General features: G+C 64.4%; 10 protein-coding genes. 7 read left to right on the forward strand and 3 right to left on the reverse strand.

The features are described 5' to 3' along the window. Nucleotides 1–37: 37 nt before the first annotated feature. Together AC56QP_RS14155 and AC56QP_RS14160 are read right to left on the reverse strand one after the other, a co-directional pair. Nucleotides 38–1,828: an acyl-CoA dehydrogenase gene (locus tag AC56QP_RS14155; RefSeq protein WP_489859326.1), complete on the reverse strand. Its 1,791-nt coding sequence runs from the start codon at nucleotides 1,826–1,828 to the stop codon at nucleotides 38–40. A gap of 285 nt (nucleotides 1,829–2,113) precedes the next feature. Then, the gene (locus AC56QP_RS14160) at nucleotides 2,114–2,572 is read right to left on the reverse strand and encodes a MerR family transcriptional regulator (protein WP_256749318.1); all 459 of its coding nucleotides are present in this window, start codon (nucleotides 2,570–2,572) and stop codon (nucleotides 2,114–2,116) included. Between the two features lie 454 nt (nucleotides 2,573–3,026). Here AC56QP_RS14160 and AC56QP_RS14165 point away from each other — a divergent pair, with 454 nt between their 5' ends. The 4 genes from AC56QP_RS14165 to AC56QP_RS14180 all read left to right on the forward strand — a co-directional run bounded on the left by AC56QP_RS14165 (nucleotide 3,027) and on the right by AC56QP_RS14180 (nucleotide 10,395). Beyond that, nucleotides 3,027–7,055: a peptidoglycan-binding protein gene (locus AC56QP_RS14165; protein ID WP_489859325.1), complete on the forward strand. Its 4,029-nt coding sequence runs from the start codon at nucleotides 3,027–3,029 to the stop codon at nucleotides 7,053–7,055. A gap of 192 nt (nucleotides 7,056–7,247) precedes the next feature. After that, the gene (locus AC56QP_RS14170) at nucleotides 7,248–8,171 is read left to right on the forward strand and encodes a sulfite exporter TauE/SafE family protein (RefSeq protein WP_256748895.1); all 924 of its coding nucleotides are present in this window, start codon (nucleotides 7,248–7,250) and stop codon (nucleotides 8,169–8,171) included. Further along, nucleotides 8,171–8,965 carry a TIGR02186 family protein gene (locus tag AC56QP_RS14175; RefSeq protein ID WP_489859324.1) on the forward strand — a complete coding sequence of 265 codons (795 nt, stop codon included), beginning with the start codon at nucleotides 8,171–8,173 and terminating at the stop codon, nucleotides 8,963–8,965. Before AC56QP_RS14170 ends, AC56QP_RS14175 begins: the two co-directional genes overlap by 1 nt. Before the next feature lie 173 nt (nucleotides 8,966–9,138). After that, nucleotides 9,139–10,395, forward strand: coding sequence for an Hsp70 family protein (locus tag AC56QP_RS14180; protein ID WP_489859323.1), 1,257 nt, complete (start codon nucleotides 9,139–9,141; stop codon nucleotides 10,393–10,395). Nucleotides 10,396–10,404: 9 nt separating this feature from the next. Here AC56QP_RS14180 and AC56QP_RS14185 read toward each other — a convergent pair whose 3' ends face one another. Continuing rightward, the gene (locus tag AC56QP_RS14185) at nucleotides 10,405–11,301 is read right to left on the reverse strand and encodes a LysR substrate-binding domain-containing protein (RefSeq protein ID WP_489859322.1); all 897 of its coding nucleotides are present in this window, start codon (nucleotides 11,299–11,301) and stop codon (nucleotides 10,405–10,407) included. Nucleotides 11,302–11,579: 278 nt separating this feature from the next. Here AC56QP_RS14185 and AC56QP_RS14190 point away from each other — a divergent pair, with 278 nt between their 5' ends. The 3 genes from AC56QP_RS14190 to AC56QP_RS14200 are packed head-to-tail and all read left to right on the forward strand — an operon-like array spanning nucleotide 11,580 to nucleotide 16,182. Next, entirely contained in the window at nucleotides 11,580–14,510 is a 2,931-nt protein-coding gene (locus AC56QP_RS14190; RefSeq protein ID WP_489859321.1) for a molybdopterin oxidoreductase family protein, read from the forward strand. Beyond that, a complete protein-coding gene (locus tag AC56QP_RS14195; protein WP_489859320.1) occupies nucleotides 14,507–15,241 on the forward strand; it encodes a 4Fe-4S dicluster domain-containing protein in 735 nt (244 codons plus the stop codon). Before AC56QP_RS14190 ends, AC56QP_RS14195 begins: the two co-directional genes overlap by 4 nt. 5 nt (nucleotides 15,242–15,246) lie before the next feature. Beyond that, entirely contained in the window at nucleotides 15,247–16,182 is a 936-nt protein-coding gene (locus AC56QP_RS14200; protein ID WP_489859319.1) for a dimethyl sulfoxide reductase anchor subunit family protein, read from the forward strand. Nucleotides 16,183–16,189: the final 7 nt, after the last annotated feature.

Genomic DNA, 16,189 nt, shown 5'->3' on the forward strand with positions numbered 1-16,189 from the left:
TATCGACAGACAGGGCCGGCGGCGCCGGCGGGCGAGCTTAGAACGCTTCCGCCGGCAGAGCCATCAACGTATCGGCGCCGCTCGAAATGCGGGCGAGGTGCGCCGAGGTCTCCGGCATGATCCGCTCCATGAAGAAGCGGGCCGTTACGACCTTGTTGTCGTAGAAGGACTGGGAACCGTTGGCGCCCGTCTTGCCAAGTGCCGCCTTGGCCATCTGCGCCCACATGTAGCCCAGCGCGACAAGGCCGAAGAGATGCATGTAGTCGGTCGAGGCGGCACCTGCATTGTCGGGCTTGGCCATGCCGTTCTGCAACAGCCACATGGTTGCCGCCTGCAGGTCGTTGAGGCCCTTCTTCAATGCCTTGGTGAAGGACGCCATCTTCTCGTCGGAGCGGTTTTCCTCGCAGAACTCACCGACCTCCTTGAAGAAGGCCTGCACGGCGCGACCGCCATTCAAACCGAGCTTGCGGCCGACAAGGTCGAGCGCCTGGATGCCATTGGCGCCTTCATAGATCATGGCAATGCGGGCATCGCGCACGAACTGGCTCATGCCATGCTCTTCGATGTAACCGTGACCGCCGAACACCTGCTGCGCCATCACGGCGTGGTCGAAACCCTTGTCGGTGAGCACGCCCTTGACCACCGGCGTCATCAGGCCGGTGTAGTCGTCGGCGGCCTGGCGATCCTTGTCGTCGCCGGAGCGATGGGCGATGTCGGACTTGATGGCGGTCCACAGCGCCAGCGCACGGCCAGCCTCGTTGAAGGCCTTCATGGTCATCAGGCTGCGGCGGATATCGGGATGGACGATGATCGGGTCGGCCTTCTTGTCCGGCGCCTTGGCCCCCGACAGCGATCGACCTTGCAAACGGTCCTTGGCGTAGGCGACGGCATTCTGGTAGGCGACCTCCGACAGCGACAGCCCCTGCAGGCCGACACCGAGACGCGCCTCGTTCATCATCGTGAACATCGCCTTCAGGCCGCCATTGGCCTCGCCGAGCAGCGTGCCTTCGGCCTCGTCATAGTTCATGACGCAAGTCGAATTGCCGTGAATGCCCATCTTCTCCTCGATCGAGCCGCAAGAGACGGTGTTTCTCTTGCCCGGATTGCCCGATGCGTCGAGCATGAGCTTCGGCACGATGAACAACGAAATGCCCTTGACGCCTTCCGGCGCGCCCTCGATGCGGGCCAGCACCAGATGGACGATGTTATCGGACATGTCGTGCTCGCCGGCCGAGATGAAGATCTTCTGGCCTGAAATCTTGTAGGTGCCATCGCCGTTCGGCACCGCCTTGGTGCGCAGCAGGCCGAGATCGGTGCCGCAATGCGGCTCGGTCAGGTTCATGGTGCCGGTCCAGGCACCCTCGACCATCCTCGGCAACCACTTGGCCTTCTGCTCGTCGGTGCCGTGGGTGATGATCGCCGCGATCGCGCCCTGCGTCAGGCCCGGATACATCATCAGCGACATGTTGGCCGAGACCATGTATTCGGCAACCGCCGTATGCACGGCATAGGGCAGGCCCTGGCCACCGAACTCAACAGGTGCCGCCAGCCCCATCCAGCCACCTTCGCGATACTGGTCGAAGGCCTCCTTGAAGCCTTTCGGCGTCGTCACCGAACCATCGTCGTGACGGACGCAGCCTTCCATGTCTCCGACCCGGTTGAGCGGATGCATGACGTTTTCGGCGAGCTTGGCGCCTTCGGCGAGGATCGCCTCCAGCACGTCGGGCGTGGCGTCGGAAAATCCGGGAAGGTTCGAATAGCGCTGGTAGCCCAGCACCTCGTTGAGCACGAACAGCGTATCCTGGACCGGAGCCCTGTATGTCGGCATGCTTTTCCTCCACCCTGCAAACCTGATCCGACCCCCCGAAATCAAGCCAGGGCGGCATGCGGACCTGTGTTGGGGCCGGGATAGCAAAAATTGACGTTTGCGTAAACGTCAATTTTTTCGATGCGACAAGATTTCCCGCCCCTGCGCGCAAGGAGCCTAGCGGCGCAGCATCGCGCAAGCCAGCGCGAAACAACCCGAAGGGCCGCACATCGGGCAGGCGCGGACGACGAAAAGCCACGCGGCTTGATGGTCAGGAGTCCGACGGCGTCGGAATCAGCAGATGGCTTAGCTTGCCGCGCTCGCCTGCGGCACCGAACGCTCGGCCAGCATCTGGCGTACCGCCGACATCGAGCCGCTCAGCTCGTTGATGGCGTCGTCGATCAGCGCCCGCTGCTTCTGCAGGCGGGCAAGCTGCTTTTCCGACTTGTCCAGCGCAAGCCGCAGTTGCTTGGTGTTGGAACCGGTCGGATCGTAGAGGTCCATCATCTGCTTGACGTCGCGCAGCGAGAACCCGACCTTGCGGCCAAGCAGGATTAGCTTCAGCCGCGCCTTGTCGCGGCGCGTGTAGAGACGGGTCGACCCGTCGCGCTGCGGATTGAGCAGGCCCTTGTCTTCGTAGAAACGCAGCGTGCGCAGCGTTACTCCGTATTTCTTGGCCATCTCGCCGATGCGGACAAGGTCCTCGCCGGCTTCAACAGACATATTGGTATTGGCCGCGGTCTCGCCGGCCGAGATAAGCTTCATGGTCACTGGCTTTCCCCGTCTGATGGCGTCGCGGCCCTGGACCGTGCGTCGCCTGACTGGAAGCGGGGGCGTGCTCCCAGTCGTGGTTTCAACAAACAAATCGCAAACAGCACGCTCAATGCGCCTTTTACGTTTACGTCAATTCTATACCGATAGCCGCCTCATGACGCAAGGGCGTTCTGCGAGCGGAGCTTTATGCCGCACCGTCAGGCCGGCAGCCAACATCCTTGCAATTTCTTAAGTTTGGTTAACGCGTTGTTTACCACGTTGGGCGAAATGTGGGCGCGTCGGCTACCCGTGTTTATCCTGTATCGAATTTTTCACGGTTTTTCGGAGCGCGGGTGAGAACCCGGGAAGCTTGTCTTCCACCGCGGCAAAGCGCCCGGTCGCCTCGTTCCGACAGGGACTGGGGGAGTTGGCTACAAGCCAGCCATTCTGAAAGACGGACGCACAGATGAACAGCAAGCGGTCCTATCTCGATACACTCAACGCCGGCAGGCAGCGCAGGCCTCAGACAACGCTCGAGCAGTTGAACCGCTCGCTGGAGACGCTGGAACAGCGGCTGGAGCGAACCCGCGAGGATCCGATGGGTCGTCCCGATCCGCGCCAATATGGCGACGACGCCCGCCATCCCGCCGCCCGGCCCGGCAGCCAGCAGCGCTGGTACGAGGACCCGCAGCCGGCGCCGCGCCCGCAGAGCCCGATGCAGCCCGCCGCCACTTTCGAGCAGAATTACCAGGCCATTGCGCGAGACATCGATCGCGTGCGCGGACAGGAAGACGGCGTTGCCATGGTCGGCAAGATCGCCGGCGAATTGCGCGGCATGCGCGAGGAACTGCGCCACCAGATGACCGCCGGGCTGCAGCGTGAATTCGAAGCGCTGCGCAAGGACATAGAACGGGCCTTCCAGTCGAACGCGACGCCGGGCGGCGCGTCGGATGCCCTGGCCAAGGGCAGCGCCGAACTCGGCCTTGAGTTCGAGAGGCTTTCCGGCGCCATCCAGACGCTGGCCGAGAAGAGCGACGACAGAAGCGTCAACATGCTGCGGCTCGAACTCGAGCAGGTCAAGGCGGCGCTCGACACGCTGGCGCGCGAGGAGAGCGTGCAGAAAGTCGATCGCCGCTGGGACGATTTCGATCGCCGCTGGACGGCCTTCGAGGATCGCGTCGATGCCGACCAGCGCAAGCGCTCGGACGACCCCGGCCTGTCGATGCTGACCGACCGGCTGGAGCAGATCAGCAACGCCGTCAACAATCTGCCGGAATCGCTGTCTCTGCGCTCGCTAGAGGACAAGGTGCGCACGCTTGCCGGCGCCGTCGATCACTTCGCCAGCCAGCAGGACAATCGCGGCAGCGACACGCTTGGCATGATCGATGAGCGGCTGGACGAGATTTCCCGCGCCATCGTTGCATCGACCGTCGCGGCGCAGGCCAATTCATTCGACCATGAGGCTTTCGAGCGCATCGAGAAGCGGATCGACTCGCTTGCCGTACAGATCGAGGAAGTGGCGCAGGATCGCCCCGGCAACGCGGTCATGGACCGCCTGAACACGCTGTCGAGCCGTGTCGACGAGCTCGCCGGTCGCGCCAACCTGCCCGAGCAGGCGATGGAGCGCCTGGCCAAGCAGATCGCACTCATCGCAGACAAGATCGACCAGGCGCCTGCCATGCCTGACGCCGACTATATCTTCCATGGGCTGGAGCAGCGCTTCGACGTGCTGTCCGGCATGATGGAACGTCGCCAGGGTGACGCCATCGAACAGGGCAACATGCTGTTCCGCGATCTTGAGCGCCGGCTGGACGAAGTTGCCGACAGGCTGGACGAGCGCATGCCGCAAGTCGACAGCGCCGGCATCATGGACGCCATCGACGCCCGCTTCACCGCCCTGGCCCAGCGCATCGAAACGCGTGTTCCCGATCCTGCCGGTGAAGCAGCGATCCGCGGCCTGGAAAGCCGGCTCGAAGACATTTCAAGCCGGCTGGACGCGTCCGCCGCGCAAGTGGCCGGCATCGATCCAGCGTTGATCCGAAGCCTGGAGGCGCAGGTCGCCGGCCTGTCCGCCCATCTTTCCAAGCCCAGCACGCCGCTGCCGGAATTCGAGGACATCAGCCCGCGCCTCGACGAAATCGAAAAGTCGCTGGCCGGAACCCGCGATTCCATTCTCGACGCGGCGCGCGAAGCGGCTGAGAACGCGGTGCAATCGCTGGCCGGTTCGAGCGCTAACACGACGGCCGTTTCCGGCCTCGCTCAGGACCTGAAGACGCTCGAAGCGCTGACGCGGCGCTCGGACGAGCGCAATTCGAGAACGTTCGAGGCGATCCACGACACGCTGCTCAAGATCGTCGACAGGCTTGGCTCGCTGGAACCCGGCGAGCCGGTCGAGGCGGTGAGCGAACTCCTCGACGCGCGACCGGACGAGCCGGCCGGCAGGCGTCGCGCGCGGCAGTCCAAGATCGCCGTCGATGCACCGTCGATGGACATTGACGAGCCAATGCCGTTGACCGGAGACATGGCCGATCTCGATGGCCGCGTCGCCGCCATCATGCGCAACGAACCGGTTTCGCGCGACGACCTGGGTAGGCGTAGCGACCTGGGTCCGCGTGGCGACCTGGTCACGCGCACGCCGGCCGAGGCCGCCGCTGCAGCGGCCATGGCAGCCCTTGGTTCCGACACGATCGCCGACAGTGGCGAGCCGGCTGGTCGCCGCAAATCGATGTTCGGCGGGCTGGCGCGCGCATTCAGGGGCAGGAAGGAGGCGGACATTCCGCCGCTGGCCGGCTCGGCGCCGAGCGCTCCGATCCCAAGTGTCGACCTCGACGAGCCCCTCGATCCGAAGATGGCCAACCGGCCGCTGGAGCCCGGCTCTGGCGCACCGGACCTCAATGCCATCATGAAGCGCGTGCGTGACGAGCGCGGCCAACCGGCCAAGCCCAGCGACACCGATGCCGCCAAATCGGATTTCATCGCCGCGGCGCGGCGCGCGGCGCAGGCCGCCGCCGCCGAGGCCGATGCCCTGAAACGTCAGTCGACGATGACCGGACCGGTCAAGGCGCTGCGGATCGGTGACCTGCTCAAGACGCGGCGCAAGCCGATCCTGATGGGGTCAACCGCGATCCTGCTGGCGCTTGCCGGCCTGCAACTGGGCAAGGCTTTCTTCGCCGATGCCGCGCAAGTGGCGAGCAACGACGCCGCACCGATCGCGGCTTCCCAACCGGTGCAAACCGCCTCACTCGACACCGCAAGCCAGCCGACGACGGATGCGCGGCCCCCGGCACTGGAAACCGCGCCGGCCCATGTCGTCCGGCAGGCCGCGCCGTCCGAACCGGCAACCAAGGACGACATGGCGACGCAAGCCACGATGGCAACGCCGCCAGGCGTCGAGCCGTCGATGGATGCGGCACCGACAGCCGAGCCCGTTCCCGCGCCTGTTGCTCCGGCTATGCCCGCCGATGCCGGCGCGGCGGCGTCCGGCACGGCAGCCTCGGCTGCTTCGGCCCCGGTCGCCGCGCCGACCGCGGAGGCAACCGATGCCGACACCGGCACCCAGCCGATCGCGACTGCGCCAGCCACGGACACCACAGGCGCGGTTCCGCCAGCGGACGCTTCGCCGGCGACGGCCGCGGCCAAGATCGACATTCCCGCCAACGCCGGCCCGGCCGCCTTGCGTGACGCAGCCGCCAATGGCGATGCCAAGGCGCTGTTCGAGATCGGCTCGCGCTATGCCGAGTCGCGTGGCGTCAAGGAAGACATGACGGCGGCCGCCAAGTGGTATGAGAAGGCGGCGGAACTCGGCTTCGCGCCGGCCGAATACCGCATCGGCAATTTCTACGAAAAGGGCATCGGCGTCGCCCGCGACATCAAGAAAGCCAAGACCTGGTACCAGCTTGCCGCCGAGCAAGGCAACGCCAGCGCCATGCACAATCTGGCCGTGCTGTTCGCCATGGCGGCGGACGGCGTGACCGACAATGAGTCGGCCGCGCATTGGTTCCAGGCGGCCGCCGACGTTGGCGTCAAGGACAGCCAGTTCAATCTCGGCATCCTCGCCGCCAAGGGCGTCGGCATGAAGCAGAACCTCGAGGAATCCTACAAATGGTTCGCTCTCGTCGCCAAGACAGGCGACAAGGATGCGGCGGCCAAGCGCGACGAGATCGCCAACGCGCTGCGGCCCGAGCAACTCGAACGCGCCCGCGCCGCGGCTGAACTGTGGAAGGCCAAGCCGTTGGATCCGGCGTCCAATTCGGCGGACATTCCTGAATCCTGGCAGAAGGACACGCCGCAGACGACCGCCAGCATCGACATGACGAAGGCCATCCAGAACATCCAGCGCATTCTCAACAAGAATGGCTACGATGCCGGCGGCGCCGACGGCAAGATGGGCCAGAAGACGAAGACCGCGATCATGGCTTTCCAGACCGACAACAAGATGCCGGCGACCGGCACGATCGATGAAAAACTGGTCAAGGCCCTGCTGGCGCGCAAATAACGGCGGATGCGTCGCTTCCACGACGCCCCTGCCACACATTTGCCTGTTAACTGATTGAGATGTTTTTTGTTTCGGCGGTGCGGCGTGGTTTGACTTCGTAGCACCTCCGGCGCAAGAACAAATTGGCTTGTCGGGGCAAGATGCCCGCAACGGTTGCATTCGCCGGCAGGCAGAACTGATCGAGACAGACGGGTGGGCATCTATCTCCCGATCGCGGAAATTTCCGTCAACGTCTTCGTGCTGCTGGCCATGGGTGCGGCAGTGGGTTTCCTGTCGGGCATGTTCGGCGTCGGCGGCGGCTTCCTCATCACGCCGCTGCTGATCTTCTACAACATCCCCCCGGCGATCGCGGTCGCCACCGGCGCCAACCAGGTCATCGCCTCCTCGTTCTCCGGCGTACTTTCGCACATGAAGCGAGGGACGCTCGACTTCAAGCTCGGCGGCGTGTTGCTGGCCGGCGGCATCGTCGGCTCAACCGGCGGTATCTACGTCTTCGCCTTCCTGCGCAGGCTCGGCCAGCTCGATCTGTTCATCTCGCTGCTTTACGTCGTGCTGCTTGGCACCGTCGGCGGGCTGATGCTGGTCGAAAGCGTCAATGCGCTGCGCGCCACGCGCAGTGGCGCGGCACCGGTGCTGAAGAAATCCGGCCAGCACAACTGGATCCACCGCCTGCCGCTGAAGATGCGGTTCAGGGCCTCTAAACTGTTCGTCAGCGTCATCCCGGTGCTTGGTCTGGGAGCCGGCATCGGCTTCCTGTCATCGATCATGGGCGTCGGCGGCGGCTTCATCATGGTGCCGGCGCTGATCTATCTGCTGAAAGTGCCGACCAACGTCGTCATCGGCACCTCGCTGTTCCAGATCATCTTCACCTCCGCCTACACGACGCTGGTCCACGCCACCACCAACCAGACGGTTGATGTCGTGCTGGCTTTCCTGTTGATGGCGGGCGGCGTGGCCGGTGCGCAATATGGCGCCAAGGCCGGCCAGAGGCTGCGCGGCGAGCAGCTCAGGGCGTTGCTGGCGCTGCTTGTGCTGGCGGTGGCGATCCGGCTTGCAATCGATCTCTTCGTCACCCCGCCCAATCTCTATTCGCTATCCGGCGTAGGCCTCAACTGATGCCTGCACCGAAAGCGATCGCAACCGCCATACTCCTGTCGTTGCTTGCCGCCGCCGTGCCGGCGAAGGCGCAGACGCCTTTGCCACCGGAAGGCATCCAGATCGGGCTCTCCACCGACAATGTGTCGATCACCGCCGGTTTTTCCGGCGCCGACCTGACGATCTTCGGTTCACTGGAAAACGCCGACCCGCTCGTTGCCCGCCAGGGCCGCTACGATGTCATCGTCGTGCTCGAAGGCCCGCCGCGAACGGTGGTGGTGCGCCGCAAGGACCGGGTGCTCGGCGTCTGGGTCAATCTGGACTCCGAGACTTTCGAGAACGTGCCGATGTCCTATTCGGTGGCGACGACGCGGCCGCTGCAGGACATTACCGAACCGAACAGCTACAAGCAGCTGTCGCTCGGCGCCTCCAACCTCTACATGCAGCCCGCCGATGCCGGCGGCAGCCCGGCGACCATCGGGGAATTCACGGCGGCACTACGCGAACGCAAATCCGCGACCGGCCTCTACAGCGAGAATGTCGGCGGCGTGCAATTCCTGTCGCAGAACCTGTTTCGCGCCACTGTCAGGCTGGCGCCGAATGTTCCGGTCGGCACCCACAAGGCGCGTGCCTTCCTGTTCAAGAGCGGCCTGTTCATCAAGGAAAGCTCGGCTCAACTCGAAATCCGCAAATCCGGTTTCGAACAATCGATCTTCCGCGTCGCCCACGACTATTCCTTCCTCTATGGCGTCTTCGCTGTATCGCTGGCCATGATAACGGGCTGGCTCGGAAGGCTGGTCTTCCGAAAAGACTAGATCCTCGCCGCCGAAAGGGGTTTCCCTTTCCCGGGCCATGCGATAGACCGCCGCCTCCCGGCGCGGCGAACGCGCACGATTTCAGTTCGGCAGGATGGTTCAGTCACCCCGGACAACGGCGCGCATGCGAAGACGCCGATCCGCTGCCCCAAGGACAATGACAGGACGTTGCGATGCGACCAGCATTCGGCGGTATCGACTTCGGCACTTCGAATTCCACCGTGGGGGTGGTCCGCAACGGGCAGCCTCGCCTTGTCGCTCTGGAAGATGGCCAGGTCACGCTGCCAAGTGCCGTCTTCTTCAACTTCGAGGACAACCGCACCTGTTTTGGCCGCAACGCCATCGCCAACTACACCGACAGCGTCGAAGGCCGCTTGATGCGCTCGTTGAAGAGCGTGCTCGGCAGTTCGCTCGCGCACGAAAAGACGCGCATCAAGGCGCGCTCGATCGGCTTCATGGAGATCATCGGCCTGTTCCTCGGCCATCTCAGGAAGAAGCTGGAGGAAGACGCCGGCGATGTGGTCGAGACCGTGGTGCTCGGCCGCCCGGTACAGTTCGTCGACGACGATGCCGAAGCCGACGCGAATGCCCAGGGCGAACTTGAGAAGGCGGCGCACGCCCAGGGCTTCAAGCATATCGCTTTCCAGTTCGAGCCGATCGCGGCGGCGCTCGACTATGAGCAAAAAGTGACGCGCGAGGAACTGGCGCTGATCATCGACATGGGCGGCGGCACCTCGGACTTCTCGATCGTGCGCGTTTCACCGGAACGCTCCCGCTCGCCCGACCGCAAGGACGACATCCTGGCCAGCCGGGGCATCCATATCGGCGGCACCGATTTCGACCGGCTGCTGAGCATCGCCCATGTGATGCCGCAGCTCGGCTACCTGACCCCGACCAAGGACGGCAAGCGCAATCTGCCGGCCAGCTACTTCATCGATCTCGCGACCTGGCAGCGCATCAACCTGGTCTACACCGCCAAGGCGATGACGCATCTGCGCCAGATCCGCTACGAGGCCGAGCGGGCCGACTTGGTCGACCGCTTCATCCACATCGTCGAGCACCGCTACGGACACGCGCTGGCGGCATTGGTCGAAAAAGCCAAGATAGAACTGACCGACAGATCATCCGCCGAGGTCGCGGTGAAGCTGCCGGGCGTAGAGTTCGCCGCCGACATCACGCGCGCAGGGCTGGAAGCCACGATTGCCAGGGATATCGAGCGGGTCACCGCGACGGTCGGGCAGACCATCCGCGATGCCGAGATCAAGCCGTCCGACATCACCGCGGTGTTCCTGACCGGCGGATCGACCGCGATCCCGCTGGCAAGAGGGGAGATCCTGTCGCTGGTGCCGCGGGCTTCCGTCATCGAAGGCGACATGTTCGGCTCGGTCGGGCTTGGCCTGGCTCTGGATGCCCAGCGGAAGTTCGGCTGACCCCGTTCGTCAGGTTGTTCCGACGGTTTCGGCGCCGAGATGCGCCTTGAGCGCCATCTGCGCCAGGCTTGCCTGGCGATCGCGGTGGGTGATCATGGCGAAGTCGCGTTTCGGCAAATCGAGCGGCACGGCTCTGAGACTGCCCTCGGCGACGGCGCGCGCGACGACGAGTTCCGAAATGATGGTGGCGCCGGCGCCCGCCTCGACCGCCTGGCGAACCGCCTCGTTGCTCGGCAGCACCAGGAATATCCTGAGATCGGTGAGCGAAATCCCCTCGCGGCGCGCCAGATCCTCCAGCACCTCGCGCGTGCCTGAACCACCCTCACGGATGATCCAGCGCAGTCCCCTGATATCAGGACGACCGGGCGACAGTTCGGCGATCTCCGGATGCGAGCTGGCGACGACCAGCATCAGCCTGTCGACGTCGACCTTGGTGCGGCGCAGGATGTCGGATTCCGTGCGCCCCTCGACCAGGCCGAGATCCGCGGCGCCATCGAGGACATTCGCCTCGACCTGTCTGGTGTTGCCGATGGTGACGCTCAGCCGGACGGCGGGATAGGCTTCGTGGAAGGACGCCAGCCGGCGCGGCAGCCAGTAGCTGGCAATGGTCTGGCTGGCGGCGATCGAAAGGCTGCCGGTGACCGTCTGCGAAACATGTTCCAGCACGTTGCGCGCGGCGGCGGCTCGTTCGAGCACTGCCTTGGCTTCTGGCAGGAACCGGTGTCCGGTCTGGGCAAGCTCGATGTTGCGGCCGACGCGGTTGAACAGGTGGACGCCGTGTTGTTCCTCAAGCGCGCGTATCGCCGCCGACGCCGCCGACTGGGAAATGCCCAGCAGCTCCGCCGCCTTGGTCATGTGGCCGCGCTCGGCGACGGCGACGAAGATGCGTAACTGGTCCAGGGTCATGGGTGTATTAAGAACCAATATCGATTGAATTTACAAGAACAACTGATTAGACGGATCGATAGCTTTATTCTACGTTTTCGAGTGAAGTTAGAAAAAATTCGCCAGCGGATCGCAGAGAATAAAATGATCGGGCGGTTCAGATCCTTGTTTGCGCATTGGACCCGGGGCATCCGGCGACGGCTGGCCGGCGATCGCTATCACCCGGAAGAGCATTACATGCGTGGCCCCGGGCCGAAGACGCGGGCCAAGTCCGCCGGCCGCGCGGGCACTGCTGGATCATGATGCAAGGACCGTCGCGCGGCGCTAATTCGGCACCATCGCAGCGCCCGCTTGCCGACACGCGCGCGCCCGACGAAGGCGACGGCGTCGACACCTCGCCAGATATCTCGGACCACATCGCCAAGACGACCTGCTACATGTGCGCCTGCCGCTGCGGCATCGACGTGCACATCAAGGACGGCAAGGTCCGCTACATCAACGGCAACAAGGACCATCCGGTCAATCGCGGCGTGATCTGCGGCAAGGGCAGCTCCGGTATCATGCAGCATTACAGCCCGGCCAGGCTGAAGAAGCCGCTGCTACGCACCGGGCCGCGCGGCTCGGGCGAGTTCCGCGAGATCGAGTGGGAGGAAGCGTTTTCGATAGCGACGGAACGACTCTCCGCCATCCGCCGGACCGACCCGAAGAAGCTCGCCTTCTTCACCGGGCGCGACCAGTCGCAATCCTTGACCGGCTGGTGGGCGAGCCAGTTCGGCACACCGAACTTCGCCGCCCATGGCGGCTTCTGTTCAGTGAACATGGCGGCAGGCGGCCTCTATACGATCGGCGGTTCGTTCTGGGAGTTCGGCGAGCCCGACTGGGACAACACCCGTTATTTCATGCTGTTCGGCGTCGCCGAGGATCATGATTCCAACCCGATCAAGATCGGCTTGGGCAAGCTCAAGGCGCGCGGCGCCAAGGTGGTGTCGATCAACCCGTGCCGCACCGGCTACAACGCCATTGCCGACGACTGGATCGGCATCCGCCCCGGCACCGACGGCCTGTTCGTGTTCGCGCTCATCCATGAACTGCTGAAGGCCGGGCGCGTCGATCTCGATTATTTGCTCCGCTACACCAACGCCCATGTCCTCGTCGTGCAGGAGCCGGGTGCGGCCGATGACGGGTTGTTCGTGCGAGACGCCGATGGCAATCCGCTGACCTGGGACAGGGTGGCGAAGACGCCTGTCGGCGCCACCGATGCCAGCGCCAAGCCGGCGCTGACCGGCAGTTTCATCGTCGATGGCCGCCGTTGCACGCCAGTGTTCCAGCTCATTGCAGACCGTTACCTCGATGAGAGCCATGCACCTGATGCGGTCGCCGAGCGTTGCGGTATTCCCGCCGATACGATCCGCAGGATCGCCGCCGAACTTGCCCATGTCGCCTTCGAACAGACGATTGAACTGCCGGTGGCGTGGACCGACTGGGCCGGGCGCCGGCACGAGACGATCAGGGGACGGCCTGTTTCGATGCACGCCATGCGCGGCATCTCCGCTCACTCAAACGGTTTTCATACTTGCCGCGCCATCCATCTGCTTCAGGTGCTTCTCGGCACGGTGGATGTCCCCGGCGGCTTCCGCTTCAAGCCGCCCTACCCCAGATCGGTGCCGCCGGGTCCGAAGCCTTCGGGCAAGACCGTCAAGCCGATGACGCCGCTCGACGGCATGCCGCTCGGTTTCGTCTGCGGGCCGCAAGACCTGCTGGTCGATGAGGCCGGCACGCCGACCCGTATCGACAAGGCCTATTCGTGGGACGCGCCGCTGGCGGCACATGGGCTGATGCACACCGTCATCCGCAATGCCTGGGCCGGCGATCCCTACAGGATCGACACGCTCATGATGTACATGTCGAACATGGCGTGGAATTCCTCGATGAACACCGTCGAGACCATCGCGATGCTGACCGACAGCGATGACGCCGGCAACTACAAGATCCCCTTCATCATCTATTCCGACGCCTATTATTCCGAGACCGTACCATTTGCCGACCTGGTGCTGCCGGACACAACCTATCTCGAGCGCCACGACTGCATCAGTCTGCTCGACCGGCCGATCAGCCATGCCGACGGACCTGGCGACGCCATCCGCCATCCCGTCGTCGAGCCGGACCGCGACGTCCGGCCGTTCCAGTCGGTGCTGATCGAGCTCGGCGCCCGGCTCGGCCTGCCCGGTTTCGTCGATGAGGACGGCTCGGCCAAATATCGCGACTATGCCGACTACATCGTCAACCATGAGCGGACGCCCGGCATCGGCCCGCTTGCCGGCTGGCGCGGCAAGGATGGGGCCGCTATCGGCAAGGGCGAGGCCAATCCGGACCAGTTGCAGCGCTACATCGACAATGGCGGCTTCTGGCATCACGATTTCGCGGATGACCAGCGCTACTACAAGATGGCCAACCGCTCCTATCTCGACTTCGCCGAGAGCATGGGCTTCATCCCCAAGGCGGAGCCGATCATCTTCCAGCTCTATTCCGAGCCGTTGCAGCGCTTCCGCCTGGCCGCACGCGGCCATGGCCACGTGCTGCCGCCACAGGGCGATCGCCAGCGCATCGAGACCTACATGGACCCGCTGCCGTTCTGGTACACGCCCTTCGAGGAAGCGGTCATCGATCTCGAGAAATATCCCCTGCATGCGCTGACGCAGCGGCCGATGCACATGTATCACTCCTGGGGCTCGCAGAATGCGTGGCTGCGGCAGATCACCAGCCAGAACCGGCTGTTCGTGCATCACCGGACCGCTGCCGGTCTCGGCCTGGTCGATGACGACTGGGTGTGGATCGAAAGCATCAACGGCAGAGTGAAGGGGCAGATCAAGCTGGTCGACGGGGTGAACGAAAGCACGGTCTGGACCTGGAATGCGATCGGCAAAAGACGCGGCAGCTGGGGGCTGAGGGACGATGCGGCCGAATCCAATCGCGGCTTCCTGCTCAATCACATCATCGGCGACCAGACCACGGCCGACGCCAACGGCAAGCGCTATTCGAATTCCGATCCTGTGACCGGCCAGGCGGCATGGTTCGACCTGCGGGTGCGCATCGTCAAATGCGCGGCGGAAGAGGCTGGCTTCACGGAGCCGCAATTCGAGCGCTTCCAGCAACCGCCGCATTTCGAGCCTTCGCCGGACAAGCTCCGTTTCGGCGCCGAGTTCCGCAAGGCAAGGGAGGCAGCCGAATGACCTGTCTGCCAAGTCAAAGCGGCAAGAAACTCGGCCTCGTCATCGACCTCGACACCTGCGTTGGCTGCCAGGCCTGCGTCACCGCTTGCAAGGAATGGAACACCGGCGGCCACATGGCGCCGCTCACCGACATCGACCCCTATGGCGGCCATGTCGACGGCGTCTGGTTCAACCGCGTGCACGCTTATGAGCACACCACCGAGATGGGCGGGCGCACGGTCAATTTCCCGCGTTCCTGCCTGCATTGCGAGACGCCGGCCTGCGTCACGGTCTGCCCGACCGGCGCCTCCTACAAGCGGGCCTCGGACGGCATCGTGCTGATCGACGAGGACAAGTGCATCGGCTGCAAATTGTGCAGCTGGGCCTGCCCCTATGGGGCACGCGAATTCGACACCGATGTCGGGGTGATGAAGAAGTGCACGCTGTGCGTCGACCGCATCTACAATGACAATCTGGCCGAGGAAGACCGCGTGCCGGCCTGCGTCGCCGCCTGCCCGACCAGCGCAAGGCATTTCGGCGATCTCGGCGATCCCCTGTCGGCCGTCTCGCAACTGGTGGCGGAGCGCGGTGGCGTCGACCTGATGCCGGAGCTCGGCTATCAACCGACCAACAAATATTTGCCGCCGCGCGCCCGTACCACGCGCGCCGCATCGGTGCCCGCTCCGGCGCTGGAGTCGGTGCGGGCCGAAGGCGGCTTCCTCGGCTGGGTCGACCGCATGCTTTCGAACTGAAACCCATGCATCCAGCCTTCTCCGTCGTCTTCTTCACCACCGCCACCGGCGCCGGCTACGGCCTGCTGGCGCTGCTGGGCGTGCTCGGCGGGTTCCAGATTATCCCTGCCGATTTCTGGCTGGGCTTCATCGGCATGGGGTTGGCGCTCGGTCTGATCGCGGCCGGGCTGCTGTCATCCACCGGCCATCTCGGCCGGCCAGAGCGCGCCTGGCGGGCGTTTTCGCAGTGGCGCAGTTCATGGCTGTCGCGCGAAGGCGTCGCCTCGGTCGCCACCTTCGTGCCGGCAGGACTGTTCGGCATGGGCTGGGTGCTGCTCGGCCACACGGGCGGCTGGGTGACCATTGCCGGCTCGCTGGCAGCCGTTGGTGCGGTCGTCACAGTCTGCACCACCGGCATGATCTACGCGTCGCTGAGGCCGATCGCCCAGTGGCACAGCCGCTTCACTCTGCCGGCCTATCTCATCTTCTCGGCAATGACCGGCAGCCTGCTCCTGAACGCGCTGCTGCAAGGTTTTGCTCTCGGTTCGAAAATGCTTCTGGCGGCTTCGATGCTGCTCACCTTGCTCGGCTGGGGCTGGAAACTGGCGACATGGCGATACAACGACGCGCTGGAGATCCCAACCACCGCCAACACCGCGACCGGACTGGTGGGCGGCACGGTGCGCTCGCTGGAATGGCCGCATACCGAGGAAAACTACCTGCTCAAGGAAATGGGTTTTCGCATCGCGCGCAAGCACAGCGCGCGGCTGCGCCAGATCACGCAGGTTCTGGCCTTCGCCTTGCCCGTCCTGCTGCTCGCCGCCACATTGGTCTTGCCGTGGCCCTTCGCGGCGGTCCTTTCGGTTCTTGCCGCGATCGCTCAGCTCGCCGGCATGCTGGTCGAACGCTGGCTGTTCTTCGCCGAAGCGAAGCACACGGTCACACTATATTATGGGCGGTAGGGACTAT

It is taken from the genome of Mesorhizobium sp. RCAM 05104, from assembly GCF_059683645.1.

Coding starts and splice junctions, on each gene's coding strand:
- AC56QP_RS14180 (WP_489859323.1), top strand. CDS start 9,139: ATGCGACCAGCATTCGGCGGTATCGACTTCGGCACTTCGAATTCCACC.
- AC56QP_RS14190 (WP_489859321.1), top strand. CDS start 11,580: ATGATGCAAGGACCGTCGCGCGGCGCTAATTCGGCACCATCGCAGCGC.
- AC56QP_RS14175 (WP_489859324.1), top strand. CDS start 8,171: ATGCCTGCACCGAAAGCGATCGCAACCGCCATACTCCTGTCGTTGCTT.
- AC56QP_RS14195 (WP_489859320.1), top strand. CDS start 14,507: ATGACCTGTCTGCCAAGTCAAAGCGGCAAGAAACTCGGCCTCGTCATC.
- AC56QP_RS14165 (WP_489859325.1), top strand. CDS start 3,027: ATGAACAGCAAGCGGTCCTATCTCGATACACTCAACGCCGGCAGGCAG.
- AC56QP_RS14155 (WP_489859326.1), bottom strand. CDS start 1,828: ATGCCGACATACAGGGCTCCGGTCCAGGATACGCTGTTCGTGCTCAAC.
- AC56QP_RS14200 (WP_489859319.1), top strand. CDS start 15,247: ATGCATCCAGCCTTCTCCGTCGTCTTCTTCACCACCGCCACCGGCGCC.
- AC56QP_RS14185 (WP_489859322.1), bottom strand. CDS start 11,301: ATGACCCTGGACCAGTTACGCATCTTCGTCGCCGTCGCCGAGCGCGGC.
- AC56QP_RS14160 (WP_256749318.1), bottom strand. CDS start 2,572: ATGAAGCTTATCTCGGCCGGCGAGACCGCGGCCAATACCAATATGTCT.